The 22,610-nt window shown below is 72.8% G+C and carries 19 protein-coding genes and 1 pseudogene; 12 read left to right on the forward strand and 8 right to left on the reverse strand.

Annotation, left to right across the window (positions count from 1 at the left end; all coding sequences use genetic code 11):
• Positions 1 to 54: 54 nt before the first annotated feature.
• The gene (locus tag OG332_RS05005) at positions 55 to 654 is read right to left on the reverse strand and encodes a helix-turn-helix domain-containing protein (protein ID WP_327419119.1); all 600 of its coding nucleotides are present in this window, start codon (positions 652 to 654) and stop codon (positions 55 to 57) included.
• Positions 655 to 756: 102 nt separating this feature from the next.
• Here OG332_RS05005 and OG332_RS05010 point away from each other — a divergent pair, with 102 nt between their 5' ends.
• The 5 genes from OG332_RS05010 to OG332_RS05030 all read left to right on the forward strand — a co-directional run bounded on the left by OG332_RS05010 (position 757) and on the right by OG332_RS05030 (position 5,166).
• Positions 757 to 2,241, forward strand: coding sequence for an MFS transporter (locus tag OG332_RS05010; RefSeq protein WP_327412282.1), 1,485 nt, complete (start codon positions 757 to 759; stop codon positions 2,239 to 2,241).
• Positions 2,242 to 2,354: 113 nt separating this feature from the next.
• Positions 2,355 to 2,657: a hypothetical protein gene (locus OG332_RS05015; RefSeq protein WP_327412283.1), complete on the forward strand. Its 303-nt coding sequence runs from the start codon at positions 2,355 to 2,357 to the stop codon at positions 2,655 to 2,657.
• A 143-nt stretch (positions 2,658 to 2,800) separates the two neighbouring features.
• Positions 2,801 to 3,262 carry a Crp/Fnr family transcriptional regulator gene (locus OG332_RS05020; protein WP_327412284.1) on the forward strand — a complete coding sequence of 154 codons (462 nt, stop codon included), beginning with the start codon at positions 2,801 to 2,803 and terminating at the stop codon, positions 3,260 to 3,262.
• Between the two features lie 119 nt (positions 3,263 to 3,381).
• Positions 3,382 to 4,179 carry a hypothetical protein gene (locus tag OG332_RS05025; RefSeq protein WP_327412285.1) on the forward strand — a complete coding sequence of 266 codons (798 nt, stop codon included), beginning with the start codon at positions 3,382 to 3,384 and terminating at the stop codon, positions 4,177 to 4,179.
• Between the two features lie 321 nt (positions 4,180 to 4,500).
• The gene (locus OG332_RS05030) at positions 4,501 to 5,166 is read left to right on the forward strand and encodes a DUF4190 domain-containing protein (RefSeq protein ID WP_327412286.1); all 666 of its coding nucleotides are present in this window, start codon (positions 4,501 to 4,503) and stop codon (positions 5,164 to 5,166) included.
• Between the two features lie 24 nt (positions 5,167 to 5,190).
• On the opposite strand, the pseudogene OG332_RS05035 reads toward OG332_RS05030, so the two are convergent.
• Both OG332_RS05035 and OG332_RS05040 read right to left on the reverse strand, forming a co-directional pair.
• Positions 5,191 to 6,934: pseudogene (locus OG332_RS05035) on the reverse strand (ABC transporter permease).
• Complete coding sequence (locus OG332_RS05040) at positions 6,928 to 7,665, reverse strand: ABC transporter ATP-binding protein (protein ID WP_327412287.1); 738 nt, start codon at positions 7,663 to 7,665, stop codon at positions 6,928 to 6,930. The pseudogene OG332_RS05035 and the gene OG332_RS05040 overlap by 7 nt, the downstream one beginning before the upstream one ends.
• A 327-nt stretch (positions 7,666 to 7,992) precedes the next feature.
• Here OG332_RS05040 and OG332_RS05045 point away from each other — a divergent pair, with 327 nt between their 5' ends.
• On the forward strand, positions 7,993 to 8,436 hold the full coding sequence (locus tag OG332_RS05045) for an SSI family serine proteinase inhibitor (RefSeq protein ID WP_319732430.1): 444 nt from the start codon (positions 7,993 to 7,995) through the stop codon (positions 8,434 to 8,436).
• A gap of 101 nt (positions 8,437 to 8,537) precedes the next feature.
• On the opposite strand, the gene OG332_RS05050 is transcribed toward OG332_RS05045, so the two are convergent.
• Genes OG332_RS05050 through OG332_RS05060 form a run of 3 tightly spaced genes read right to left on the reverse strand, consistent with a single transcriptional unit; the run spans position 8,538 to position 10,834 of the window.
• Positions 8,538 to 9,428: a GNAT family N-acetyltransferase gene (locus tag OG332_RS05050; RefSeq protein ID WP_327412288.1), complete on the reverse strand. Its 891-nt coding sequence runs from the start codon at positions 9,426 to 9,428 to the stop codon at positions 8,538 to 8,540.
• Positions 9,425 to 10,351: an ATP-grasp domain-containing protein gene (locus OG332_RS05055; RefSeq protein WP_442816110.1), complete on the reverse strand. Its 927-nt coding sequence runs from the start codon at positions 10,349 to 10,351 to the stop codon at positions 9,425 to 9,427. The genes OG332_RS05050 and OG332_RS05055 overlap by 4 nt, the downstream gene beginning before the upstream one ends.
• 42 nt (positions 10,352 to 10,393) lie before the next feature.
• Positions 10,394 to 10,834: a hypothetical protein gene (locus OG332_RS05060; RefSeq protein WP_327412289.1), complete on the reverse strand. Its 441-nt coding sequence runs from the start codon at positions 10,832 to 10,834 to the stop codon at positions 10,394 to 10,396.
• 163 nt (positions 10,835 to 10,997) lie between these two features.
• On the opposite strand from OG332_RS05060, the gene OG332_RS05065 reads away from it, so the two are divergent.
• The 3 genes from OG332_RS05065 to OG332_RS05075 all read left to right on the forward strand — a co-directional run bounded on the left by OG332_RS05065 (position 10,998) and on the right by OG332_RS05075 (position 15,510).
• Positions 10,998 to 11,726, forward strand: a complete 729-nt coding sequence (locus OG332_RS05065; protein WP_327412290.1) for an SIR2 family NAD-dependent protein deacylase — start codon at positions 10,998 to 11,000, stop codon at positions 11,724 to 11,726.
• Between the two features lie 207 nt (positions 11,727 to 11,933).
• The gene (locus OG332_RS05070; RefSeq protein WP_327412291.1) at positions 11,934 to 14,750 is read left to right on the forward strand and encodes a helix-turn-helix transcriptional regulator; all 2,817 of its coding nucleotides are present in this window, start codon (positions 11,934 to 11,936) and stop codon (positions 14,748 to 14,750) included.
• Positions 14,751 to 14,919: 169 nt separating this feature from the next.
• Complete coding sequence (locus OG332_RS05075) at positions 14,920 to 15,510, forward strand: RICIN domain-containing protein (RefSeq protein WP_327412292.1); 591 nt, start codon at positions 14,920 to 14,922, stop codon at positions 15,508 to 15,510.
• Between the two features lie 60 nt (positions 15,511 to 15,570).
• On the opposite strand, the gene OG332_RS05080 is transcribed toward OG332_RS05075, so the two are convergent.
• Together OG332_RS05080 and OG332_RS05085 are read right to left on the reverse strand one after the other, a co-directional pair.
• Positions 15,571 to 17,151: an IS1182 family transposase gene (locus tag OG332_RS05080; protein ID WP_327412293.1), complete on the reverse strand. Its 1,581-nt coding sequence runs from the start codon at positions 17,149 to 17,151 to the stop codon at positions 15,571 to 15,573.
• 90 nt (positions 17,152 to 17,241) lie between these two features.
• Positions 17,242 to 18,861 carry an IS1634 family transposase gene (locus tag OG332_RS05085; protein ID WP_327412294.1) on the reverse strand — a complete coding sequence of 540 codons (1,620 nt, stop codon included), beginning with the start codon at positions 18,859 to 18,861 and terminating at the stop codon, positions 17,242 to 17,244.
• 153 nt (positions 18,862 to 19,014) lie between these two features.
• On the opposite strand from OG332_RS05085, the gene OG332_RS05090 reads away from it, so the two are divergent.
• The 3 genes from OG332_RS05090 to OG332_RS05100 all read left to right on the forward strand — a co-directional run bounded on the left by OG332_RS05090 (position 19,015) and on the right by OG332_RS05100 (position 22,455).
• Positions 19,015 to 20,277 (forward strand): MFS transporter, encoded by a 1,263-nt coding sequence (locus OG332_RS05090; protein ID WP_327412295.1) that lies wholly within the window; start codon positions 19,015 to 19,017, stop codon positions 20,275 to 20,277.
• Positions 20,278 to 20,286: 9 nt separating this feature from the next.
• Positions 20,287 to 21,210: an SDR family oxidoreductase gene (locus OG332_RS05095; RefSeq protein WP_327412296.1), complete on the forward strand. Its 924-nt coding sequence runs from the start codon at positions 20,287 to 20,289 to the stop codon at positions 21,208 to 21,210.
• Positions 21,211 to 21,291: 81 nt separating this feature from the next.
• Positions 21,292 to 22,455, forward strand: a complete 1,164-nt coding sequence (locus tag OG332_RS05100; RefSeq protein WP_327419120.1) for an IS701 family transposase — start codon at positions 21,292 to 21,294, stop codon at positions 22,453 to 22,455.
• The last annotated feature ends 155 nt before the right edge of the window (positions 22,456 to 22,610 follow it).

A 22,610-nucleotide genomic window follows, 5' to 3' on the forward strand; every position in this document is an offset into this window, starting at 1 on the left:
CACTTGGCACATCGGATGCCACATCGCGCCGGTACCTCCGCTCGGGCCCCGCCGTCAGGCGCGGGGCTTGGCGCGGACGTGCATCCGCTCCCCCTGCCGCCCGAAGAGGCTGAGGATCTCCACGGGCCGCCCGTCCGCGCTGGTGAACCAGTGGGGCAGCCGGGTGTCGAACTCGGCGGCCTCGCCGGGGCCGAGGACGAGGTCGTGGTCGGCGAGGACGAGCCGCAGCCGGCCGTCGAGCACGTACAGCCACTCGTAGCCCTCGTGCGTACGCGGATCCGGCTCGGCGCCCCGGTCGGGGATCAGCATCTTGAAGGCCTGCAGGGGGCCCATGCTCCGGGTGAGCGGGACGGCCGTACCGCCGTTCGGCATGGCGCGGGGCGTCAGCCTCACCCGGGGGTCACCCACCTCGGGGGCGCCCACCAGGTCGTCCAGCGGCACGCGGTACGCACTGGCGAGCGGAAGCAGCAGCTCCAGGCTGGGGCGGCGCTGTCCGGACTCCAGCCGGGAGAGGGTGCTCTTCGAGATGCCGGTCGTCTCGGAGAGCGCGGCCAGGGTGAGGCCTCGCTGGGCGCGCAGCCGTCGGAGCCGTGGGGCGACCTCGTCGAGGACCGCCTGGTGGGGCGCCGGCTTGTCCGTGCGGTCGTTCTCCATGTGGCCGTTGCGGTCGTTCTCCATGTGCCCATTCCACTCCGCCGTCCCGGAAACGGCAACAAGGTTTGCCGCTGCGGTGCCGGGCCGCACACGCTCCCCGGCATGAGCCCACACAGTGATTCCGGACCCGGACACGTACAGCAGGCGGACACCGCCACCGCCCCCGAGGCCACGGCCGACGCCGGGCGGCGGGCGCCGGCGGTCCGTTGGGTGCTGGCCGGCCTGTCGCTCTCGATGCTGCTGTCCTCACTCGGCACCAGCATCGCGAACGTCGGCCTGCCGACCCTGGCGCAGGCGTTCTCGGCCTCGTTCCAGCAGGTCCAGTGGATCGTCCTCGCCTACCTGCTCGCCATCACCACCCTCATCGTCGGCGTCGGCCGGCTCGGTGACCTGGTCGGCCGCCGCCGGCTGCTCCTGGGCGGGATCCTGCTCTTCACCGCGGCCTCGGTCGCCTGCGGCGCCGCGCCCACGCTCTGGCTGCTGATCGCCGCGCGGGCGGTGCAGGGGCTCGGCGCGGCCGTCATGATGGCCCTCACGATGGCCTTCGTCGGGGAGGCGGTCCCGAAGGCGCGGACCGGCAGCGCCATGGGGCTGCTCGGCACGATGTCCGCGGTCGGCACCGCTCTGGGCCCTTCGCTGGGCGGCGCCCTGATCGCCGGTCCCGGCTGGCGGGCGATCTTCTTCGTCAACGTGCCGCTGGGCGTCCTGACGTTCGTCCTCGCCCACCGCCACCTGCCCGTCGACCGGCAGAGGAGCGGGGCCGCCCGGCCCCGCTTCGACCGGCTGGGGACCCTCCTGCTCGCGCTCACGCTCGCGGCCTACGCACTGGCCGTGACCATCGGCCACGGCCGGTTCGGCCCGGTCAACCTCGCCCTGCTGCTGGCCGCCGCCCTGGGCGTCGCCCTGTTCGTACGCACCGAGGCGCGAGCGGCGTCACCGCTGATCCGGGGGACGGTGTTCCGTGATCCCGTGCTGCGCGCGGGCCTCACCACGAGCGCGCTCGTCTCGACGGTGGTGATGGCGACGCTGGTGGTCGGGCCGTTCTACCTCTCCCGGACGCTCGGGCTCGACGCGGTCCTCGTCGGGCTGGTGCTGTCGACCGGTCCACTCGTCGCCGCGCTGACCGGGGTGCCGGCCGGCCGCATCGTGGACCGCTTCGGCGCCCCGCGCACGACCGCCGCCGGACTCACCGCGACGGCGGCCGGTGCCCTCGCCCTGTCCTTGACCCGGGAGACCTCAGGCGTGCTCGGCTACGTCGCGCCCCTCGCGGTCGTCACCGCCGGGTACGCGGTGTTCCAGACGGCCAACAACACCGCCGTCATGGCGGACGTCCGGCCCGATCAGCGGGGCGTCGTCTCCGGCATGCTCAACCTCTCGCGCAACCTCGGGCTCGTCACCGGTGCGTCCGTCATGGGCGCCGTGTTCGCGCTCGCGTCGGCGACGACCGACGTCACCACCGCGGGCCCGCAGGCCGTCGCCACCGGCATGCGGGTCACGTTCGCGGTCGCGGCGGTACTGGTCCTCCTCGCACTCGCCGTCGCCCTGGCGGGGCGCCCGAAGGAGGACGGGCCGCGGGGCGGGTGCTGAAAGCCCGCCCCGCCGGGAGTCACGCAGGGTCACCCTGTGGAAACGGCCCCGCGCGGGCCCGCGCGCCTCTACCGTGCCCTGAGGTGATGGGCACGGCACCGGAGGTGGGGCGGATGGACGAAGACGAGGACATGCGGCTGGCGGGGATGACACCGGAGATCTCCCGCCGCACCCTCACCATGCTGCGCGGCCTCGCGGGCCTGGAGCCGCCCGAGCAGGTCCCGGAGGACGCCATGGTCGTCGCCGACGCCATTCTGGCCGAGCACGGCACGGACGGGCTCCGGGTGCTGGTGATGACGCTGGCGGCCTGGGCGACGGCCCAGATCGAGAACGTCGCCGAGCTCAGCGGGCGCAGCCACGAGGCGGTGCTGGACGCCATGGAACTGGCCTGCCTGGAGGCGAATGCCGAGGAGTAGGCCGTCTCTTCCGGTCCCGGAGGAGCGGGTTCTGCATACGGCCCGGAAGAAAGACGGTCCGGGCCGGCCGGGATCGGGCGGGCGTCGGCGACACTGGGAGAGCAGGAGCGTCGCCGGGGGGTCGTTCGTGATCGGAGGCCGTCGTGAGCACACCTTCCCCCATCCGCATCGCTGCCGTCCTGTCCACGGAGCACCGCGGACGGCTGATGTCCCAGGCCCGTGAGGTCAATTTCCCTGAGAACGCGCGGATCTTCGACGAAGGCAACCGCGCGGAATCCTTCTGGATCGTGCGCTCCGGCACGGTGACCCTGGAGGTTCCCGTGGCCGGCCGCCGGCCCGCGGCCGTGGAGAACCTCGGCCCCGGTGAGCTGGTGGGCTGGTCCTGGCTGTTCCCGCCGTACGTGTGGCAGCTCGGTGCGGAGGCGATGACGCCGGTGCGCGCGTACGAGTTCGACGCCGCGGCCGTGCGGATGATGATGGACGCCGATCCCGCCTTCGGGTCCGCGATCGGGCACTGGGTCGGGCGCGTACTCGCGATGCGCCTGCAGCAGACCCGCATCCGGCTGCTCGATCTGTACGCCCCGCGTCTGAGCGCCACCGGCTAGACCGGCCGTTCGGGCCACCGGACCTCGGCATCGGACCTCGCCGTCGGCGGTGCCGGCGTCCCGGTGCGGCGGTCCGGTCCCGAATGGCCGGTCGACGGGCGCCCGCGCACGATGGAAGGGTGCGAAGCGAGGCTCACGGCACGGGCAGCGGACCGGTGTCCGGATTCCTGGAGAACCCGGTCGTCGGGATGGCTCCGTGGATCGTCTTCTCCCTGCTGGTCGGACCGGGACGCTTCGAGCTCGCGGTCGGGATCGCCCTGGCGGCGGCCGTCACCCTGGTCGTCGTGAGCCACGTGGTCAACCGGGGCAGCTCCTGGAAGCTGCTGGAAGTGGCCGACGTGGTGTTCTTCGCCGCGCTGACCGTCATCGGCGCCCTGGCGAGCGAGGGCACCCTGCGCTGGCTGGAGACGTACGCGGGCGAGGTCGCGAACATCACCCTCGCCGTGATCGCCTTCGGCTCCATGGCCGTGGGGATGCCCTTCACCATCCAGTACGCCCGCGAGCAGGTCGATCCGGCCCTGTGGCACACCCCCGGCTTCGTCCGGACCAACTACGTGATCACGGCGGTGTGGGGACTCGCCTTCCTGGTGGCGGCCGTCGCGGGCGCGTACGGCGACCTGGTCCTGCACAACCCGGACAACATCTGGACCGGCTGGATCATCCAGATCCTGGCCATCGTCGCCGCGGTCCGCTTCACCGTCTGGTACCCGGACGTGGTCCGGGCCCGCGCCGCGCGCGAGGCGAGTGGCCAGGGCCCCGAACCGCTCCGCCTGGCAGGGCTGCTGCTGCCCCTGGCCGGGTTGCTGGTGCCGATCGGGATCGCCGTCCTCGTCTTCGACGGCAACGTGTGGTGGCTCGGTGTGGCCCTGATCGTGGCCGGCGGGCTCCTGACGAAGGCACTCCAGTCGCAGAACTGAGCCTGGCCGCCCGTCGCGTCGGGCTTTCGGGACCGACCCCACGGCAACTCCCCCTGGCTCAGGGCGGTAGCGTAGGGACGACATAAAACCAGGGGCGGGTATGTGTCGGTGTGATCCGATCCGTGCCGCCCGTCGCCGGCCGCGATGTCACCGCCTGGCTGTTGGTTGCGTCTCACCCTCTGAGCAAGGAGCTCCGCACGCATGTCCATACCACCGCAGCCGCCGTCGTCCCCTCAGCCGTACCCGCCGTCGGGACCGTACGGGCAGCCGGCGCAACCCGGGCCGTACGGTGGCCCGCAGGGCTGGCCGGGACAGCCGCCGATGATGTCGCAGAAGACCAACACGCTGGCCATCGTCGCGTTCGCCATGTCGATCCTCTGCGGGCTGCCGCTGGTCCCGCTGATCCTCGGCATCATCGCCCTCTCCCAGATCCGCAACCGGGGTGAGAAGGGCAAGGGCCTGGCCGTCGCGGCCATCGTCATCCACAGCCTGGCCATCGCGTTCTACGGGGTCCTGCTGGTCCTCGGGCTGACCGGGGCGCTGGACGACACCCCGCCGAAGCGCGACACCACTGGCCAGGTCACCGGATCGGGCTCCAGCAAGGTGCAGGACATCCGCAAGGGGGACTGCTTCAACACGGGCGGCGATCTGGCGGAGTACCAGGACGAGGACGGCGGCCAGGCCGGCTACTCGGTGAGCATCGTGCCGTGCGACCAGGCTCACGAGGGTGAGGCGTACGCCGTCCTCAACCTGGACGACGGCGCTTACCCGGGCACGGAGAAGGTCGTCAAGATCGCCGAGGAGAAGTGCTCCGGTACGGCGCTCACCGACTACGTGGGCAAGAACGCGAAGGTCTCGGACAAGCTGGAGGTCTTCTACTACTACCCGCAGCCCAGCACCTGGACGTTCGGCGACCGCGAGGTCACCTGCTTCGTGGGCGACCCCAGCGGCGCGAGCACGGGCTCGATCCGCTCCGCCGGTTCCTGAGCCGCTGCCTCCGGCCCGATCGGCCTAGTCCCGTGCGCCGGCCGACTCGGCCGGCCGGCGCCGCAGGACCAGCGCGGCCGGGGTGACGGCCGAGACGACCGCGACGGCCGCGCAGGCGCCGACCGTCGCGCCGAGGACGTCCCACGGGATCACGATGCCGCTCGGGACGTCCAGGAGCCCGAGGGCCCACCGGATTCCGGCCAGGTTCAGGACGGCGACGAGGGAGCCGACGACCGCGCCGACGAGGACGACCAGCAGGGACTCCCCCGCCACCAGGCGGAGCACCTGCCACCGGGTGGCGCCGGCCAGGCGCAGTGCCGCGAGTTCGCGGGCCCGGCCGGTGGTGGCCATCACGAGGGTGTTGGCGAGTGCGATGCCGGTGTAGAGCAGGGCGATGCCGATGACCAGCAGGAAGCCCAGCCGGGTGGTGCGCTTGGTGTCGGGGTGACTGGCGGCCACCCACTGGTCCTTGGTCAGGGCCCGGCCCCCGGACCGCCGCGCCGCCTCGGCCAGCGCGGACCCCACCGCCGCGGCGTCCGCGCCCGGGGCGAGCCGTACGTCGATCCGGTCCACCTGCGCCCCGGGGGCGTTGGCCGGGGTGAGGTAGGCCCCGTTGTTGCCGGTGCCGATGCTCATCACGGCGGCGATCCGCAGGTTCTTGCGGGTGCCGTCGCCGAGCCACACGTCGACGCGCGATCCGACGGTGTGCCGCTCCCACTCCTCCGTGACGATGACGGAGTCGTCGTCGAGGTCGCTCAGCCTGCCCGCGACGAGGGGCGGTTCGGCCGTCCGGGCCAGGGCCTTCGGGTCGGCGGCGCGGGCGTCGGAGCGGATCAGCGCCACGCCCTCCTCCAGCGCGTGGACCGTGGTCGGGGCGGTGGCGGAGACCTCGGTCCCGGGCACGGCCCGGATCCGTTCGACGGCCGCCCGGTCGAAGCCGGCCGCCCCGCCCGTGATGACGAAGTCGGCGCTGGTCTGCTGCCGGACCTCGGCGGCCTTGGCCTCGCCCAGGGTGGCGGTCGTGCCGAGCAGGGACCCGGCGAGGGCGACGGTGACGAGGACGGGGGCGGCGACGGCCGCCGTGCGCCGGATGCCCGCGGCCGCGTTCTCCCGGATCAGCATCCCGCCGGCGTCCGGCAGTTGGGCCGGAAGCCAGGCGATCAACCGGGCCAGTGGCCGGACGAGCACCGGGGCCAGCAGCGCGAAGGCGACGATGAACAGCATCGGGCGGGTGGTGTACGTCTTGCGGTGGAGCAGGTCCGACGGGTCGGTGAGCAGCGCGTGCGCGAGGGTGCCGAGACCGGCCAGCAGCAGTGCGGCGCCGAGGATCCAGCGGCCCGGGGTCGTGGTCCTCGTCGCAGTGCGGGGCGCGGCCCGCGGTGAGGGCGTACGGGGCGAAGGCGGCGACCGACCAGGGGTGGCCGACGAGTTGCTCCGGCGCGCCGTCGGCGCGGACGGGGAAGGACCGGTCCTCGGCGGTCCGGCCGAGGGCGGCCGGCCGCTGTGCGAGGTCGGGGGCGACGGGCTTGGGGTGGGCGAGTTTGCGGCTGCGTTCTCCGTTCGGGGTCGGGACGCGGAGGAGGTCGTCGCCCTTGACGACGACGGGGGCCTGGGCGAACCGTTCGGGCAGGCGCTGCGGGGCGTCCAGGGTCGCGGCGATCGCGAGGCCCATGGTGGCGATCAGGCCGACGCCGAGGGCCAGTGCGACGAAGCTCCCGACGAAGGTGACCCAGCGGGTGCGCGCGGTGCGCAGGGCGATGCTCAGCACGGTGCGGCCTCCAGCCTGGTCATGTGGGCGGCGATGTCCGGGGCGCTCGCGCCGGACAGTTCGCCGTTCAGGCGGCCGTCGGCGAGGAAGACGACACGGTCCGCGTAGGAGGCGGCCACGGGGTCGTGGGTGACCACGACGACCGTCTGGCGGTCGGTGTCGACCATGGCCCGGAGCAGGGTGAGCACCTCGCGGCCGGTCCGCGAGTCCAGGGCGCCGGTGGGCTCGTCGCCGAAGAGCACGTCGGGGCGGGTGATGAGGGCGCGGGCCAGGGCCACGCGCTGCTGCTGACCGCCGGACAGCTGGGCGGGCCGGTGCCGGGCCCGTTCGCCCAGGCCCACCCGGGCCAGGACCTCTCGGACCTCGGCCTTGGCGGGGCGGCGGCCGGCGAGGCGCAGCGGCAGGGCCACGTTCTGCTCGGCGGTCAGGGCGGGCAGCAGGTTGAAGGCCTGGAAGACGAAGCCGATCCGGTCCCGGCGCAGCAGGGTCAGCCGGGTCTCGCTCAGTCCGCCGAGTTCGGTGCCGCCGATGGTGACGGTGCCCGAGGTGGGCCGGTCGAGTCCGGCGGCGCACTGCAACAGGGTGGACTTGCCGGAGCCGGACGGGCCCATGACGGCGGTGAAGGTGCCCTGGGGGAAGTCGAGGGAGACCTGGTCGAGGGCGGTGACCGCCTGATCGCCGGTCCCGTGGACCCGGCTGACGTCCCTGAGTTGGATCGCGTCGTTTTCCATGCCTCGACTCAACCGTCCCGGGCGGTCCGGCACAGCGGGCCTGGAGGGTGTTCCGGGGGTGGGGCCAGCCCTACCCCCGGAGGGGTTCCCGACCGCGTCCGGGCCGATCGCGCCGGGTCGGTCAAAGGTTTCGGGGGCGTTTCCCGGTCGGTGTTCGGCCGATTCGGCGGTCCGCTCCCCCACAGGTCAGCTCGCTCGCACCGCTGCGGTCTGCACTCATCCGTACACGATGCGTGACGAGAAATGGGGGTGCGAACGGGCGTTCACGGCCCGCGTGGGCAAGACTCTGTCCGCTATCCGAAACGCCAACCCAAGGGAGTGTTCGAAATGCGGTCCATCGCAAGGGGTCTCGGGCTCGGTTCCGCCGCCATGGCGCTCACCGCGCTCACCGCACTGGCCTGGCCGGGTACGGCCGGGGCCGCGCCGGCCGGCACGGAGAGCCTGTACGCGCCGTCCGCGCTCGTGCTCGGCGTGACGGCGGGGCAGGACGCCGACAGCGGCACGGTGCTGCGTGCGGTGACGCTCGTCTGTGCGCCGACGCCGGGCGGGACGCACCCGAACCCGGTCGCCGCGTGCGCCGAGTTACGCGCGAACGGTTCCCGGCTGGACCCGCTCGCGGCCCCGGCCGCCGACGCGGTGTGTACCAGGGAGTGGAACCCGATGACGGTGACGGCCGACGGGGTGTGGCAGGGCCGCCGGCTCAGCTACACCTACACCTTCGCCAATCCGTGCGGCTTCCGGAACACCACGGGCGTGCTGTTCGACTTCTGACCCCCCGTGACACGACGGGCCGGGCGGCGCCGTGCGACCGCCGTCCGGCTCACGGGGGCCATGCGCGGACCGGGGGGTGACGGGGTCGACCGCCCCCGATCTCAGCCCAGTTCGAGGCTGGTCACCCCGAAGAGCTCGGCCAGGGCGAGGTCCGGGGCCGGGCCGGTGTACATCCGGGCGGTCTCGAAGACCGGGTCCAGGCCGAGGCCCGCGAGGAGTGCCGTGGCCTGCGGGTTCGCGTCCGGCGCGTCCACGGAGACCACACCTGCGGGCGCGTGCCGGGCGAGCCGCCGCAGCAGGGCGGCCGCCACCGCCGGGTCGGCCGCGTAGAGCGGGCCGATCCGGTGGGCGGCGCTGCACGGGCGGATCACCCCGAGGCCTTCGATCCGACCGTCGCGGACGGCGGCCAGTGCCGTCCGGCCGGGCAGCCCGGTCCAGGCGGACAGGAAGGCGGGGCGCGGTTCGGGGAAGAACCGCCGGTCGTAGGCGGCGAGCAGAGCGAAGGGCAGCGAGGCCGCGTCCACGATCGTGACCCCGGCGTCGGCCCCGGCGCCGACCCCGGCGCCGGTCTCGTTCTCGGCCCCGCCGTCGCCGTACCCCTCGGGGACACCCTCGTAGCGGACGTTGTTCCAGGCCGGAAGGAAGCCGGACTTGCGGTAGTTGCCCTGCTGGGCGACGACCCCGTCCAGGCCCACGAGCCGGCCGTCGAGGCGTTCCATACCGGCGTGCCACAGGCGGATGCCGTAGCCCTGGCCGCGGAAGGCCGGGCGGGCGATGTAGAGGCCGATGAAGCCGAAGCCGGCCCCGTAGCGGACGGCGGAGATGCAGGCCACCGGTTCGCCGTCGAGCCGGCCGACGAGGAAGCCCTCCGGGTCGGCCACCGCGAACGCGAACCGGTCCGAGTCCCCCGGGTTCCAGCCCTCCTCCTCGGCCCAGCCGCGCATCAGTTCCATGTCGGCGGCGCTCGCGCCGGTGATCTCGAATCCCGTCATGCCGGTGTTGTACCAGATGCGGACGGTGTGCACAGGAGTGCCTGATCGGTCGTCAACAGCTGTACGAACGCGGTGAGATCGACCTCCCGGTGGAGGTCGCTGACCTGTCCGTCGCCCACTTCGACGACCCGCCAGACCCCGTCCGCGCGCAGCGCGAGGTCGGTGGTCACGAAGGGGCAGCCCAGCGCTTCGACGGCCGCCCGTACCGGCTCGGGGACCTCGGCGACCGCACTGTCGGGGTGGGCGGTGACCAGCCCGGGCACCCCGTCCCGCCACCACACGCGCACCTCCGCGGCCGCCCCCTGCGGCGCGACGAAGGTCTCGAAGGCCCTCAGCACCACCCCGCCCGCCAGGAACTCGTCCTGGAGTTCGACGAAGCGTGCGGCCACCCGGTGCAGGGCGGCCGGGTCGGCGAGGTCGGGCACGTAACAGGCCTCGGCCCACTCGTGCTTGCGGGACTTCACGTAGTCCTTGACGACGGCGGACCCCGGCGGCAGCCCGGCGGCGAGGGCCGCGAGCCGCTGCGGGTCCGGGACCTCTCCGGGCGCGGCGGGCAGCCAGCCGCTGACCGGGGTGAGGCCGGCGAAGGTCCCGTACCAGCCGGGGAGTTCGTGCGCCCGCCGGTACGCCTCGGGGGTGACGGCGAGTTCGGCGCCGCGCCGGTGCAGGGCGGCGTCCAGTTCGGCGTACCGCCCCACGGGGAGCATCCAGCCGCGGTACCAGACGGCTCCCGTCCCCTCGGCACCCGCGCCACCGCCCGCTCGGGGTCCCCGGCGAGCAGCGCATCGTGGTCGACGAGCAGGGCCGTGCCGCCGACGGCGCGCAGCTGCCGGGCCTCCGCCCGCGAAGTGGGCGTCGGCCCGGCGCTCGTTCAGCGGGTCGCGGCAGTAGAGGACGGTGGTGGTCGCGGTCGTCGTCGGCATGCGCCCACCCTACGGACGGCCCCGCGGATCACCGTACGGATTTCAGCCCGCGCAGATCACGTCGTCGAGCCGGATGGGCTTGAAGTCGAGGCGGACGTACGCGGTGAAGGTGTCGGTGACCCCGCCGGCCCAGTGGGTGGTGACGGTGGCCCAGCCGACGCCGGCCGCCTGGGCGACGGTGACCGGGCCGATGCCGATGTTCTGCGGCGCGTTCTGGGAGCAGAGCAGGACGTCGGAGTCCGCATTCACCTGCTGTCTGTCCTTGAGGATCTGCGAGACGTACTGCTCGCGGTCGTGCGGGGAGGGGCCGTGGGCGCCGTAGAAGGTGGCGAGGAAGCGGCTGATCTGATCGGCCGTGTGCCCCTCCGCACTCGCGGGTGCGACGGACGGGGCCGGCACGGCGTGGGCGGGGCCGGACGACAGGGCCGGCAGCGCGAGCAGGGTCAGCAGCAGGGCGCCAAGGCTGTGCGGCTTGAGCATCATGTCCGGTTTTGTACCCGGCTGGCCGCTGCACCGGGAGGGAGCCGCGCGGATCTCACTCCTGTGGGGGGCGGGATTCACCGCAGAAACGACCCTCCGGCGCCCTCACGGCCGGGGCGCGGTAATGGGGTCGCGGCCGCCCGGCGCCGGTACGTAGGGTCGGAGCATGGGGAAGCCGCTTGTCGCAGTGTTCAGCGGGGCCGGGATGTCCACCGACTCCGGCATTCCGGACTACCGTGGGCCGCAGGGCCTGTGGCGCCGGGAGCCGGACGCCGAGAAGCTCGTGACCTACGCGTACTACATGGCCGATCCGGAGATCCGGCGCCGGTCCTGGCTGATGCGGGCCGAGCTCGGTGCACTCGGGGCGCGGCCGAACGCCGCGCACCTGGCCGTGGCCGAGCTCGAACGCGGCGGCACCCCCGTCCGGGTCATCACCCAGAACGTGGACGGGCTGCACCAGCTCGCCGGGATGCCCGCGCGCAAGGTGTTCGAGCTGCACGGCACGGCCCGGTCGGTGGTGTGCACGGCCTGTCACGCGCGGTCCGGCATGGACGGGGCGCTGGCCCGGGTCGCCGCCGGGGAACCGGATCCCGCCTGTCTGGCGTGCGGCGGGATCCTGAAGGCGGCGACCGTGATGTTCGGGCAGCGGCTCGACCCCGTGGTGCTGGGGCAGGCGATGGCCGTGGCCAAGGGGTGCCAGGTCTTCATCGCCGTCGGATCCACCCTGCAGGTGCAGCCCGCCGCGTCACTGGCCGGGACGGCCGCCGAGGCCGGGGCCCGGCTGATCATCGTGAACGCGGAGGAGACCCCGTACGACTCCCTGGCCGACGAGGTCGTCCGCGAGCCGATCGGCACCGCCCTGCCCGCGCTGCTGGCGAGGATCACCGCGAGCTGATCCGTGCCGGCCACCTGGTCCGCCTCGCCATCGGATTCGGTCAATCCACTGCCCGCTTGGCCGAGATGGCCCCAATAATGCCCTTTCAGGCAAATCTGACCGAAGATCATCCCACTTCTCGCACCCCGTCCCTCCATGATTCCCTACGGGCCCTCCGGGCCTTCACGGACGGGACGCAGCCGTCCGCACAGGGGTGGGAGGGCGGAAGTGACACACGTACTGGTCGAACGCGACGACGTGCTCCTGGCCGCGGCCGCCGCCGCTGACCGGGCGCGCGCCGGGAGAGGCAGCTGGCTGATGCTGGCCGCGCCGCCCGGCCGGGGCCGGAGCGCCGTGCTCGACACCGTCGTCCGCCGGGCGGGTTCCGACAACGGCATACGGGTGCTGTCGGCGCGCTGCTCGCCCGAGGAGACCGCTTTCCCCTTCGCCCTCGTACGCCAGGTGTTCCCCGGCGCCGACGGCATTCCCTTCACCGACCCCGCCGCCGAGCAGGAGCAAGTAGTCTTCCACCGGCTCCTGGACCTGCTGACCCGGACCGCGGCGGTCCGGCCCGTGCTGCTGGCCGTCGACGACCTGCACTGCGCGGACCCGGTGTCACGCCGCTGGATCGGCTACCTGGCGCGCCGGATCGCCGGGCTTCCGATCCTGCTGCTGGCGACCGAATGCCGTGAGCACTCCGACGTCACCTGGCTGCCCCGGACCACGGGCGTGTGCCACCCGCTTCCCCCGCTCGGGCGGGACGCCGTCACACGGCTCGCGCGCGAGCGCGGGCTGGCTCCCGAACAGCGTGCCACGTGCCGGGACGCGACCGCGGGCAACCCCGCACTCGTGCAGGCACTCCTCGCCGACCTGGCCGGTTCCGCCCACTCCCCCGACCCAGGAGCCGGGCACACCTCGGACCGGCCGGGCGGTGCCCCTCCCGCCCGCTACCGCGACGCGCTCGCCCGCTGGATCCGGCACCGCGCCGACGACGAACCCCGCCACATCGCCCTGGCCCTCGCCATCACCGCCCAGTGCTCTCCCGCCACCGGTTCCGCCCTGCTCCAGGAGGCCTTGGCGCTCTGCCCGGCCCGCCACGCGGCCGCGCCCTGCGCGCCGCTGCTGGCCCGGCTGCTCTCGCACCCGCTCGCCCTCGAAGCCGTACTGGACGCGGCCGACCCCACCGAACTGGCCGCCCTGCACACCCGTGCCGCCCGGCTGCTCCACGACCGCGGCGCCCCCGCCGCGGCCGTCGCCGCCCACCTGCTGCACCTGGAGCGCCCGCGCGCGCAGTGGATGGCACGCTGCCTCGAAGAGGCGGCCGACGACGCCGTGCGGGCGGGCCACAGCGAAGAGGCCGCCGCACTGCTGCGCCACGCCCTGCGGACGCAGCCGCCGCTGGCCCGGGACCGGCACGCCGACCTCACGCTGCGCCTCGGATCACTGGAGTTCCCGCACAGCGCCGCGGCAGGCATCCGCAGGCTCCGCGCGGGCCTCGACCTGCACCCCGACCGCCGGGAACGCGCCGCCGCGGCACCCGCTCTCGGTGCGGCCCTCGCAGCCCGCGGGCGCACGGACAGCGCGCTGCGGGTCCTGCACCGGGCGAGCAGCGGCACCGACGACGACGAGCTGGTGCACGTTCTGCAGACGGTCACCGCCCTCATCTCCTCGCACGACGCGGTCGCCTGGCGCGATGCCATCGCGGGCCTGCGCACCCTCGCTCCCACGGCCCCGCCCGCCGTCGAACCGCTGGTCTGCGGTCTGATCACCGAGTACGAGACCGGTGCCGGGCTCCTCTCCTCGGCCGAGGTCCTCGCCCGGATCCGGCCCCGGCTGGCCGGGGCACCGGTCCATCCGCGACTGCGCACCGCCTGGCTCGGCAGCGCCGCCACCCTGCTGCAGTGGGCCGACCGGCTGGACGACGCCCGGGCCCTCGCCCAGCAGGGGCTGCCCGTGCCGCCGGTACCTCCGGACCTGACCGACGCGGGCCTTCAATGCCTGCTCAGCGCCCGGGCGGAAGCCGCACTGTGGGCGGGTGACTTCCGGAGCGTCGTCGCCGAGAACACCCTCCTGGCACACACCTGCACCGGACGCGGCATCCGCGCACCCCACCTGGTCTCCATGGTGGCGCTCGCCCGGTACGAGCTCGGCCTGCGCGACCAGGCCTGGCAGCTCCTCTCCACACCCGACGAGACCACCGCGGACAGCTCCTGGGAGTGGAACGAACTGCGCTACGCGCGCGCCCTGCTCCACGGCTTCGAGGGACGGTGGCAGGCCGCGCTCGACGACCACCTCGCCTGCGGCACCGGCCAGAGCGCCCGCGACTTCGTCAGCCCCGTGGCCACACCGTGGCGTTCCGGCGCAGCCCTCGCCCTGGTCCGTCTCGGCCGGGCGGGCGAGGCACGGGAGCTGGCCGAGGAGGAACTGGGCCACGCACGCCGCTGGGGCACCCCTCGTACGGTCGGCAGGGCGCTCCGGGCCCACGCCGCGGCCGTCGGCGGCCGGCAGGGCCTGGAGTCCCTCACCGAGGCGGCCGCCCTGCTGGAGGGAGCACCCGCGCCGGTGGAACGCATCGAGACCCTGCTCGACCTCGGCCGGGCGCGCATCGAGGCGAGGCTCGGCCGCAGGGGCCGGGACGATCTGCGCGTCGCCGACTCCGAGGCGGCCCGGCTGCTGTCCCCCGCGGGTGCCGGAGACGGTCCGGGGGTCGGAAACGGTCCGGGCGACAGGAGCACCGACCCGGCAACCGTGCCGACGGGCCGACTGCTGCGCGCGACGAGTGCCGCGCTGCGCGGCGCGAACGCCCGCACCACGACACGGGCCCGGACCGGCCCGAGCGCACTGACCGGAGCGGAACGGCGCGTCGTCGACCTCGCCGCCGAGGGGCACACGAACGCGCAGATCGGCGAGGCGCTCCACCTGTCCCGACGCACGGTGGAAACCCATCTCACCAGCTCCTACCGGAAGTTGAAGGTGACCCGCCGCAGCCAGCTTGCGGCCGGCCTGGCCGGAACGGACACCGCCGGGGACGGGCCACGGGACTGACCACGAGAACGCGCGGAACACCGTGTTCGTGGTCTTCCACGATGCGCTCGGACTCGGCCGGCGGACAGAGTGGGCACCGCGCCGGACCGGCCCCCGCGGTCCGGCGCCACCTCCATCCGATCGGCGCCCGCCGCACCCTCGACGGAGCCGTGCACGAAAGGTACCGAGCATGAATTCCACGATGCGCACGTCCGTCCGCTCGGGTCTGGTCGCCCTGATCGCCGTGGCGGGGATGTCGGCCCCCCAGGCTGTCGCCGAGGCCCGCCCCGCCACCGTTCCCACGGCGCAGACCGCCTCGGACCTGGGGGTCATGCTGGCTCCGAACGAGCTGTGGCAGCTGCGCAAGCGGGGCAGCCGCTACGAGATCGCCAATGTCCACAGCGGCATGTGCCTGAAGGTGAAGGGCGGCTCGAACGACAGCGGCGCTCCGGTGGTCCAGGCCGAATGCGGAACCGCGAGCGAGCAGTTGTGGAAGTCGGAGGTCACCGACGGCGGCACGTTCATTCAGCTGCGCAACGCCAACTCCGGCAAGTGCCTCGACATCTCGGGGGGCACGGCGCGCAAGGGCGCCAAGATCATCCAGTGGGACTGCAACGGCGGCCTGAACCAGAAGTGGTGGGACACGGACAACATCGACGGCAACCCCGGCTGGTGGATCAGCGGAACCACCCCGAGCGGTGCCCCCACCTGGATGTGCCTGGACATGCCCGGCGCCAGCACGTCCTCCGGCACGCAGGCCGCCCTGTGGGAGTGCGTCTAGAACGCTCCTGAAAATCTTGTCTGAGGGGCCGTCCGGTGTTGGGCTGGGTGGCTCCTCGCGTTATGCGGTGGCCGGGGTGATCGTCCAGGTGCCGCCTGTGCGGGTGAGTCCGAGGTTGATCAGGCGGCGGAGGTTGAGGGCGGCGGCGCGGTTGTGGAGCCAGGTGTTGTTCTTGATGACGCCTCGGTAGGGGACGCGGCGGTTGCCTTTGGCGACGAGCCAGGCGATGGCACGCTCGACCGGTGGTCGCCATCGGCGGTACTCGGCCTGCCAGTGGGGGTCGGTGGCGGCCTGGTCGCGGGCGGCTTTGAGCAGGTCGTACTGGGCGTGGACGCTGAAGACACGGCCGGTCTTGGAGCGGGTGCAGCGGTCCTTGAGCGGGCAGGTGGCGCACAGTTTCTTGAACTGGGCCTGGCGTGCGCCGTTGGCCAGTGGCCGGCCGAGCCGTGCGGTGTGTCCGGCGGGGCAGGTGACGTGTCCCTGTTCGGTGTCGACGGTGAACTCATCGGCGGTGAACCCGCCGGGGACCGCCGGTTTGAGCGGTGGGGGCTTCAGGACCAGGTCGTGGCCCAGGTCCTGGAGGTGTTCGCGCAGGTCGCCGGTGCCGTAGGCGGCATCGCCCAGGGCGGTGACCGGCGCGTCCTCGTCGGCGAGGAGGTCGCGGGCGACGGCTGCCTCGTGGTTGCCGGCCCCGCTGCCGGCGGTCAGCGCGACCTCGGTGAACACTCCCGCCTCGGGCTCGAAGGCCACGTGGGCGCGGAATCCTTCCTGGTGGCGGGTCCGGTTCTTGTGGATGTGACGGGCTTCGGGGTCGACCGTGGACACGGTGCGGTCGCGGACGGTGCCCCGGGCGATGCGCCAGCGCCCGTCGCGGCCGTCGGAGTCGTCGGCGGGCTCCACGTCCTGGCCCGCGACCAGGGCCAGCAGCCCGACGGCGTTCGCCGCGGCTTCCCCGAGTTCCTGCTCGGGCAGGCGGCCCAGCAGGTTCAGTGCGTCGGTGACCAGGGCGTCGACCAGGCGGGTGCGGGCCTGCTCGTCGTTCCACGCGATCTTCGGCTTGCCGGGGTCGGTGTAGTCGTGGGCGGTGCACCAGGTCGCGGCGGTCCGCTCGGCGTGGGGGACCTCGCGGATGACCCTGCGGATCGCGGCGATGAGCTGGGTGACGGTGTCCTGGGTGGCGACCGCGTCATCCAACACGGTGGAGTCCAGGGCACGGCGCTGCTTGCCTTTGAGGACGCCGGTGGCCGCGATGACCTCTCTGACCTTGTGGAACAGCCGGTTCGGGTCACTGGAGCGCTGCAGGCGGCGGCGGAAGTAGGTCAGAAGGGACGGATCGAACGCAGTGTCGTGCAAGCCGAGCCCGCAGGCGGCCTTCCACCGCAGGTCACAGCGCAGTTCCTGAACGACCTCGAAGTCGGAGAGCCCGTGCAGGCTCTGCAGCACCACCGTCACGGCCAGGACCTGCGGCGGCAGCGACGGCCGCCCGTTCGTGGACGGGTACATGTCCGCGAACATCGACCCGGGGAACAGCACCCCGCGGTGCTCGGCCAGGAACGCGAACACACCCCCGGCCGGGATCAACTCCCGGCAGGTCTCCCACACGTCCTCGCCGACGCTCTCGCCATCCCATTCCCCCTGCATACACAGCAGTCTGGCCCCGCGTCAGCACACGCGAGGCCAGAACCCAGATTTTCAGTGATCTTCTAGCTCTGTACTTCGCGGGTAGTTCGTTCAGGTCTCTGGCCAGCGGGGATGTGTGGGTTCCAGGCCGAGGAGGTCGAGGAGGTGGAGCTGGATGCCCCGGGTGATGGCGATGACGGGTGGGTCGGTGGCGCTGCCGACCCGTAGCCGCAGGTCGGACAGGTGGTAGAGGATCATCCGGCCGGTGGGCCGCACCCTCTGGTTGCCGGGGTAGAGCCCCTGCATCTTCTGGTCGCCGCCGAGGGCTCGGCGGACCTGGCGTTCGATCAGGCAGAACAGCAGCAGGGCCAGGCAGATCACTGTGATCAGTGCGGCGACGCGTTTGTTGTCCTGCACGAAGACAGGGGTGACGGCCAGGGGGCCCTTGAAGTCGCTGTATCGGCGCTCGACGGTGCCCTGGCCTTTGTGGCGGCGTAGTACTTCGCCGGGATCGGCCTGTTCGGGGGTGAGGGTGGCCAGCAGCGCGTACCAGCCGTCGACGGCGGCTTCGGCCTGGAGCACGTCCTGATCGAAGTGCCAGGACAGGGCGGGCCGTCCGGTTTCGTCGGTGGTGATCTCGGTGTGCAGGCAGCCGGAGACCCGGCGGGTGCGGGTGATCACGCCGAGGCGTGCGGCGATCTTCTCTGCGGTGCTGTAGTAGCGGCCGCCGGCAGAGTGCTGGAGCTTGTCGAGGTCTTCGCGGGCCTTGGCCAGGCGTTTCTCGCGGGCCCGCTGCTGGCCTTTGGCGTTGCCGGTGGAGTGCACCAGGATCCGGCGTACCTGGAGCGGGGGATCGCTCTTGCGGGGCCCGGTCACAAGGTGGATGTCTTCCAGGACCCGGTAGGTCTCACGCGCTGCGGCGGGGGTGTTCTCGTCGCGGGCGGGGGTGTAGTCCACGACGGTGGCCGTCTCGAGGTCGAGGGCGGCGTAGACGGCGTCGTCGACCCTGGAAGCGGGGGCCGGGGCGATGAAATCGGTCCCGGCCCCGATCAGGGCGGTGACGTTGCCGTATGAGATCAGCTTGGAGTCGGCGATCAGCAGGAACTTCTTCGGTCCGGCCATCGCGCGCAGAGCGTTCATGGTGCCGGTGATCTGGGAGATCTCCGCGGCTCCGCCGTCGATGACGCGGGACAGCAGGGGGATACCGCCGTCGCCGGTCACCGCCAGGCCGGTCTGGATCTGCTTGAGGTCGTAGCGGCGGTCCTTGGGATGGCCGTGTCTGATGCGGGGATACTCCTCGTCCTGGTCATCGGCCGGGTAGGCGCCGTAGAGCGACATGGATGTCATGTCCCAGTGGAACGTGGACACATCGATGCCGAACTCGCCGATCGCCTGGGCCCCGATGCTGTCGGTGAGCTCTCTCAGCCGCGGGGCGATGGCGTCCAGGGCCCGGCCCAGACGGTCGTCGTTGAGCAGTTCCGCCTCAATTCCGAATACTTCTTCCACCGCCCACTCCCGGGCCCAGCGGTCCACCCGCCACAGGGGTGCGGGTGCGGTCAGCCGGTTGGCCACCAGCACCTCGATGACCTGGCCGTGCGTCACATGGGCGATGTCGCGGCCCGGGCACAGCCGGTCGACGGTCCCGGCCACATCAAGCCGGCGCAGAAACTCGGCAGCGACAGGCAGAGCGCCCAGACGCTTCTCCACCACGGAGGTGACCACACATTCCATGCGCGGGCGCACCGTCCGCAGCCGTGGGGACCGGGAAGACTTCGTCACACCCGGATCAACACAGCCACCCCCGGACCGGACACGGCCAGACACCAACTCCACCTGACTCAGCCACCCGCGAAGTACGGATCTAGCCGCTCCGAGGAGGCATCCGTGTACCTGTCGACCAGCCGGGCCGCGGACATCGCCGGGGACACCCCGGCTCCGAAGGGCCCCCTGCGGGCCGTTCCCGGCACGGTGTTCGCGCTCGGACTGGTCAGCCTGGTCACGGACGTCTCCGCGGAGATGGTCACCGCGGTCCTGCCGCTGTACCTGATGGCCGGACTCGGCATGTCCCCGCTCGCGTTCGGCGCCCTGGACGGGCTTCACCAGGGCGCCACCGCGCTGCTGCGCCTCGCGGGCGGCCGGATCGCCGACCGCACCCACCGCCGCAAGCTCGTCGCGGGCACCGGCTACGCGCTCTCCGCCGTGTGCAAGGCCGCCCTGCTCGCCGTCACCACCCCCTGGTCGGTCGCCGCGGTGCTGGCCGCCGACCGGACCGGCAAGGGCCTGCGCACCGCCCCGCGCGACGCGCTGATCTCGCTGTCCGTGCCGCCGGAGGAGCAGGGCCGCGCCTTCGGGGTGCACCGCGCGCTGGACACGGCGGGGGCGCTGCTGGGGCCGCTGGCCGCGTTCGGGGTGCTGTGGGTGGCGGTGGACGGGTACGAGGCCGTGTTCACCGTGAGCTGCTGCGTCGCCGTGCTGGGGGTGGTGCTGCTCGCGCTCTTCGTACGGGAGGCCCCCGCACCCGCCCCTGCTCCCGCCCCGGCCGCGCCCCGGGCCGCGCTGCCCCCCGTACGCACCCTGCTACGGCTCTCCGGCCTGCGGCGGCTGTGCCTGACGGCCGCCGTGCTCGGCCTGTTCACCGTCGGCGACGCCTTCCTCTACTTGTTGCTCCAGCGCCGGCTCGACCTGTCCGCCGCGTACTTTCCGCTGCTGCCGGTGGGCACGGCGGCCGTGTTCCTGCTGGCCGCGCTGCCCGTGGGCCGGCTCGCCGACCGGCTGGGGCGCCGCCGGGTCTTCCTCGGCGGGCACGTGCTGCTGCTCGGCGCCTGCCTGGTGCTCCTGGCCCCGCTACCCGCCGGGGCGCCGCTGGCCGCGGGCGTACTCGCCCTGCTCGGCCTGTTCTACGCGGCCACCGACGGGGTGCTGATGGCCGCCGCCGGGCCGCTGCTCCCGGCCGAGCTGCGCACCACCGGGCTCGCGGCGCTCCAAACCGCGCAGGCGCTGGCCCGGTTCGCGGGTTCCCTGCTCTTCGGGGCGGCCTGGACCCTGTGGGGGCCGGGTCAGGCGCTGGGCCTGGCGGCGGGCGGGCTGCTGCTGTCCCTGGCGGCGGTCGCCGTGTCCGGCGGGCCGCGGGCGGGGCGGTCGTCGTAGGGTCGGGTCATGCCGGAAACACAGCGGACTCTCGAAGGCAGGGTGGCCCTCGTGGCCGGGGCGACACGGGGCGCGGGCCGCGGCATCGCGGTCCAACTGGGCGCACAGGGCGCGACGGTGTACGTGTCCGGGCGGAGCACCGCCGGCCGCCGCTCGGAGTACGACCGCCCCGAGACGATCGAGGAGACCGCCGGGCTGGTCACGGCGGCGGGCGGCCGGGGCATCGCGGTGGTCGCCGACCATCTCGTGCCGGCCGAGGTGGAGGCGCTGGTGCGGCGGATCGACACCGAGCAGGGCCGGCTCGACGTCCTGGTCAACGACGTCTGGGGCGGGGAACGGCTCTTCGAATGGGACAGCACGGTCTGGGAGCACGACCTGGACAACGGGCTGCGGCTGATGCGGCTGGCGGTGGAGACCCACGCCGTCACCAGCCATTTCGCACTGCCGCTGATGCTGCGCGAGCCGGGCGGCCTGGTGGTGGAGATGACGGACGGCACGGCCGAGTACAACGCGAGCCGCTACCGGGTCTCCTTCTTCTACGACATCGCCAAGTCCTCCGTCCTGCGCATGGCGTTCGCGCTGGGGCACGAACTGGGGCCGCGCGGGGTCACGGCGGTGGCGCTGACCCCGGGCTGGCTTCGCTCGGAGATGATGCTGGACAACTTCGGTGTGACGGAGGAGAACTGGCGGGACGCCCTGGCCAAGGTCCCGCACTTCGCGATCTCCGAGACCCCGTCGTACGTGGGCCGGGCGGTCGCGGCGCTCGCCGCGGACCCGGAGGTGGCGCGCTGGAACGGGCAGTCCCTCTCGAGCGGGCAGCTCGCGCGCGTCTACGGCTTCACGGACCTCGACGGCAGCCGCCCGGACGCCTGGCGCTACATGGTCGAGGTCCAGGACCCGGACCGCCCGGCGGACACCACCGGCTACCGCTAGTACTGCAACCGCATGTGGCGTGACGGTTGGCGTCGATGCTCGTTGTTGTGACTGTGTGATCAAACGCTGACGGTCGAGCAGATCGAGTCGTGGTCCGAGGGTGTAGCGGGGTTGCATGCCCGGTTCGGGCATCGTTTTGGCAGGTCGGAGCCACGTGATCGGGCTCTGGACTACATGACGGGCCTGCTTGCGCCGCTAGAGAAGAAGAACGGGTGGACGCTGGCCGAGCAGGTCGGCCAGCTCCGCCCGGACGGTGTGCAACGCCTGCTCAACCACTCCGAATGGGACGAGAACGCGGTCCGCGACGATGTCCGGGACTTCGTCGTGGAGACCATCGGCGCCAAGGATGGCGTGCTCATCGGGGACGACACCGGGTTCCTGAAGAAGGGCACCAGGTCAGCAGGGGTCCAGCGGCAGTATTCCGGCACCGCCGGCCGCACCGAGAACTGCCAGATCGGCACCTTCCTCGCCTACGCATCCGCCAAAGGGCGGGCGCTGATCGACCGGGAACTCTACGTCCCGAAGTCCTGGACGGACGACCGCGACCGCTGCCGGGCAGCCGGAATCGACGACACCGTGCCGTTCGCCACGAAGATCGAGCACCTCAAGTGGATGCTGCAACGCGCCATCGACGCGGCTGTTCCCTTCGCCTGGGTGACCGCGGACGAGGCATACGGGCAGGTCAAACACTTCCGCGCCTGGCTGGAAGAACGCCAGGCCGCGTATGTGCTGGCCACCAAGGTCAACGACACCGTGATCACCGCCGACGGCCGCGACGCCCGCGTCGACGAGCTGATCGCGGCCCTGCCGAAGCAGGCATGGAAGCGGATCTCCGCCGGAGCAGGCGCCCACGGCCAGCGGATCTACCACTGGGCCCGCGTCGCGATCCGGCCCACCTGGGAGGGCGGATCCGGGCACTGGGTGCTCGCCCGCCGCAACCTGTCCGACCCCACCGACATCGCCTACTACGTCTGCTACGGCCCCGTCACTTCCCGGCTGAAAGACCTGGTCAGGACCGCCGGAGCCAGGTGGGCGGTGGAGGAATGCTTCCAGACCGCGAAGGGTGAATGCGGGCTCGACCACTACCAGGTGCGGCTCTACCGGGCCTGGTACCGGCACATCACCCTCGCCATGGCCGTCCTGGCCTACCTCACGGCCATCCGTGCCGCAGAAGCCGCAAAAGGGGCAGCGGAGATGACGAGCAAGACCTCATACCCCTCAGCGTCCCGGAGATCCGCCGGATGATCGGGCACGTCGTCCTCACGCCCCGCTGCCACACCAACGAGCACCGTCTCCACTGGTCACACTTCCGACGCCGCAGCCAAGCCCGAGCCCGCCGCTGCCACTACCAACGACGGGGCCACGACCCCCACATGCGGTTGCAGTACTAGGGGTGTCGG

The organism is Streptomyces sp. NBC_01233, assembly GCF_035989305.1.
Classification (GTDB): domain Bacteria; phylum Actinomycetota; class Actinomycetes; order Streptomycetales; family Streptomycetaceae; genus Streptomyces.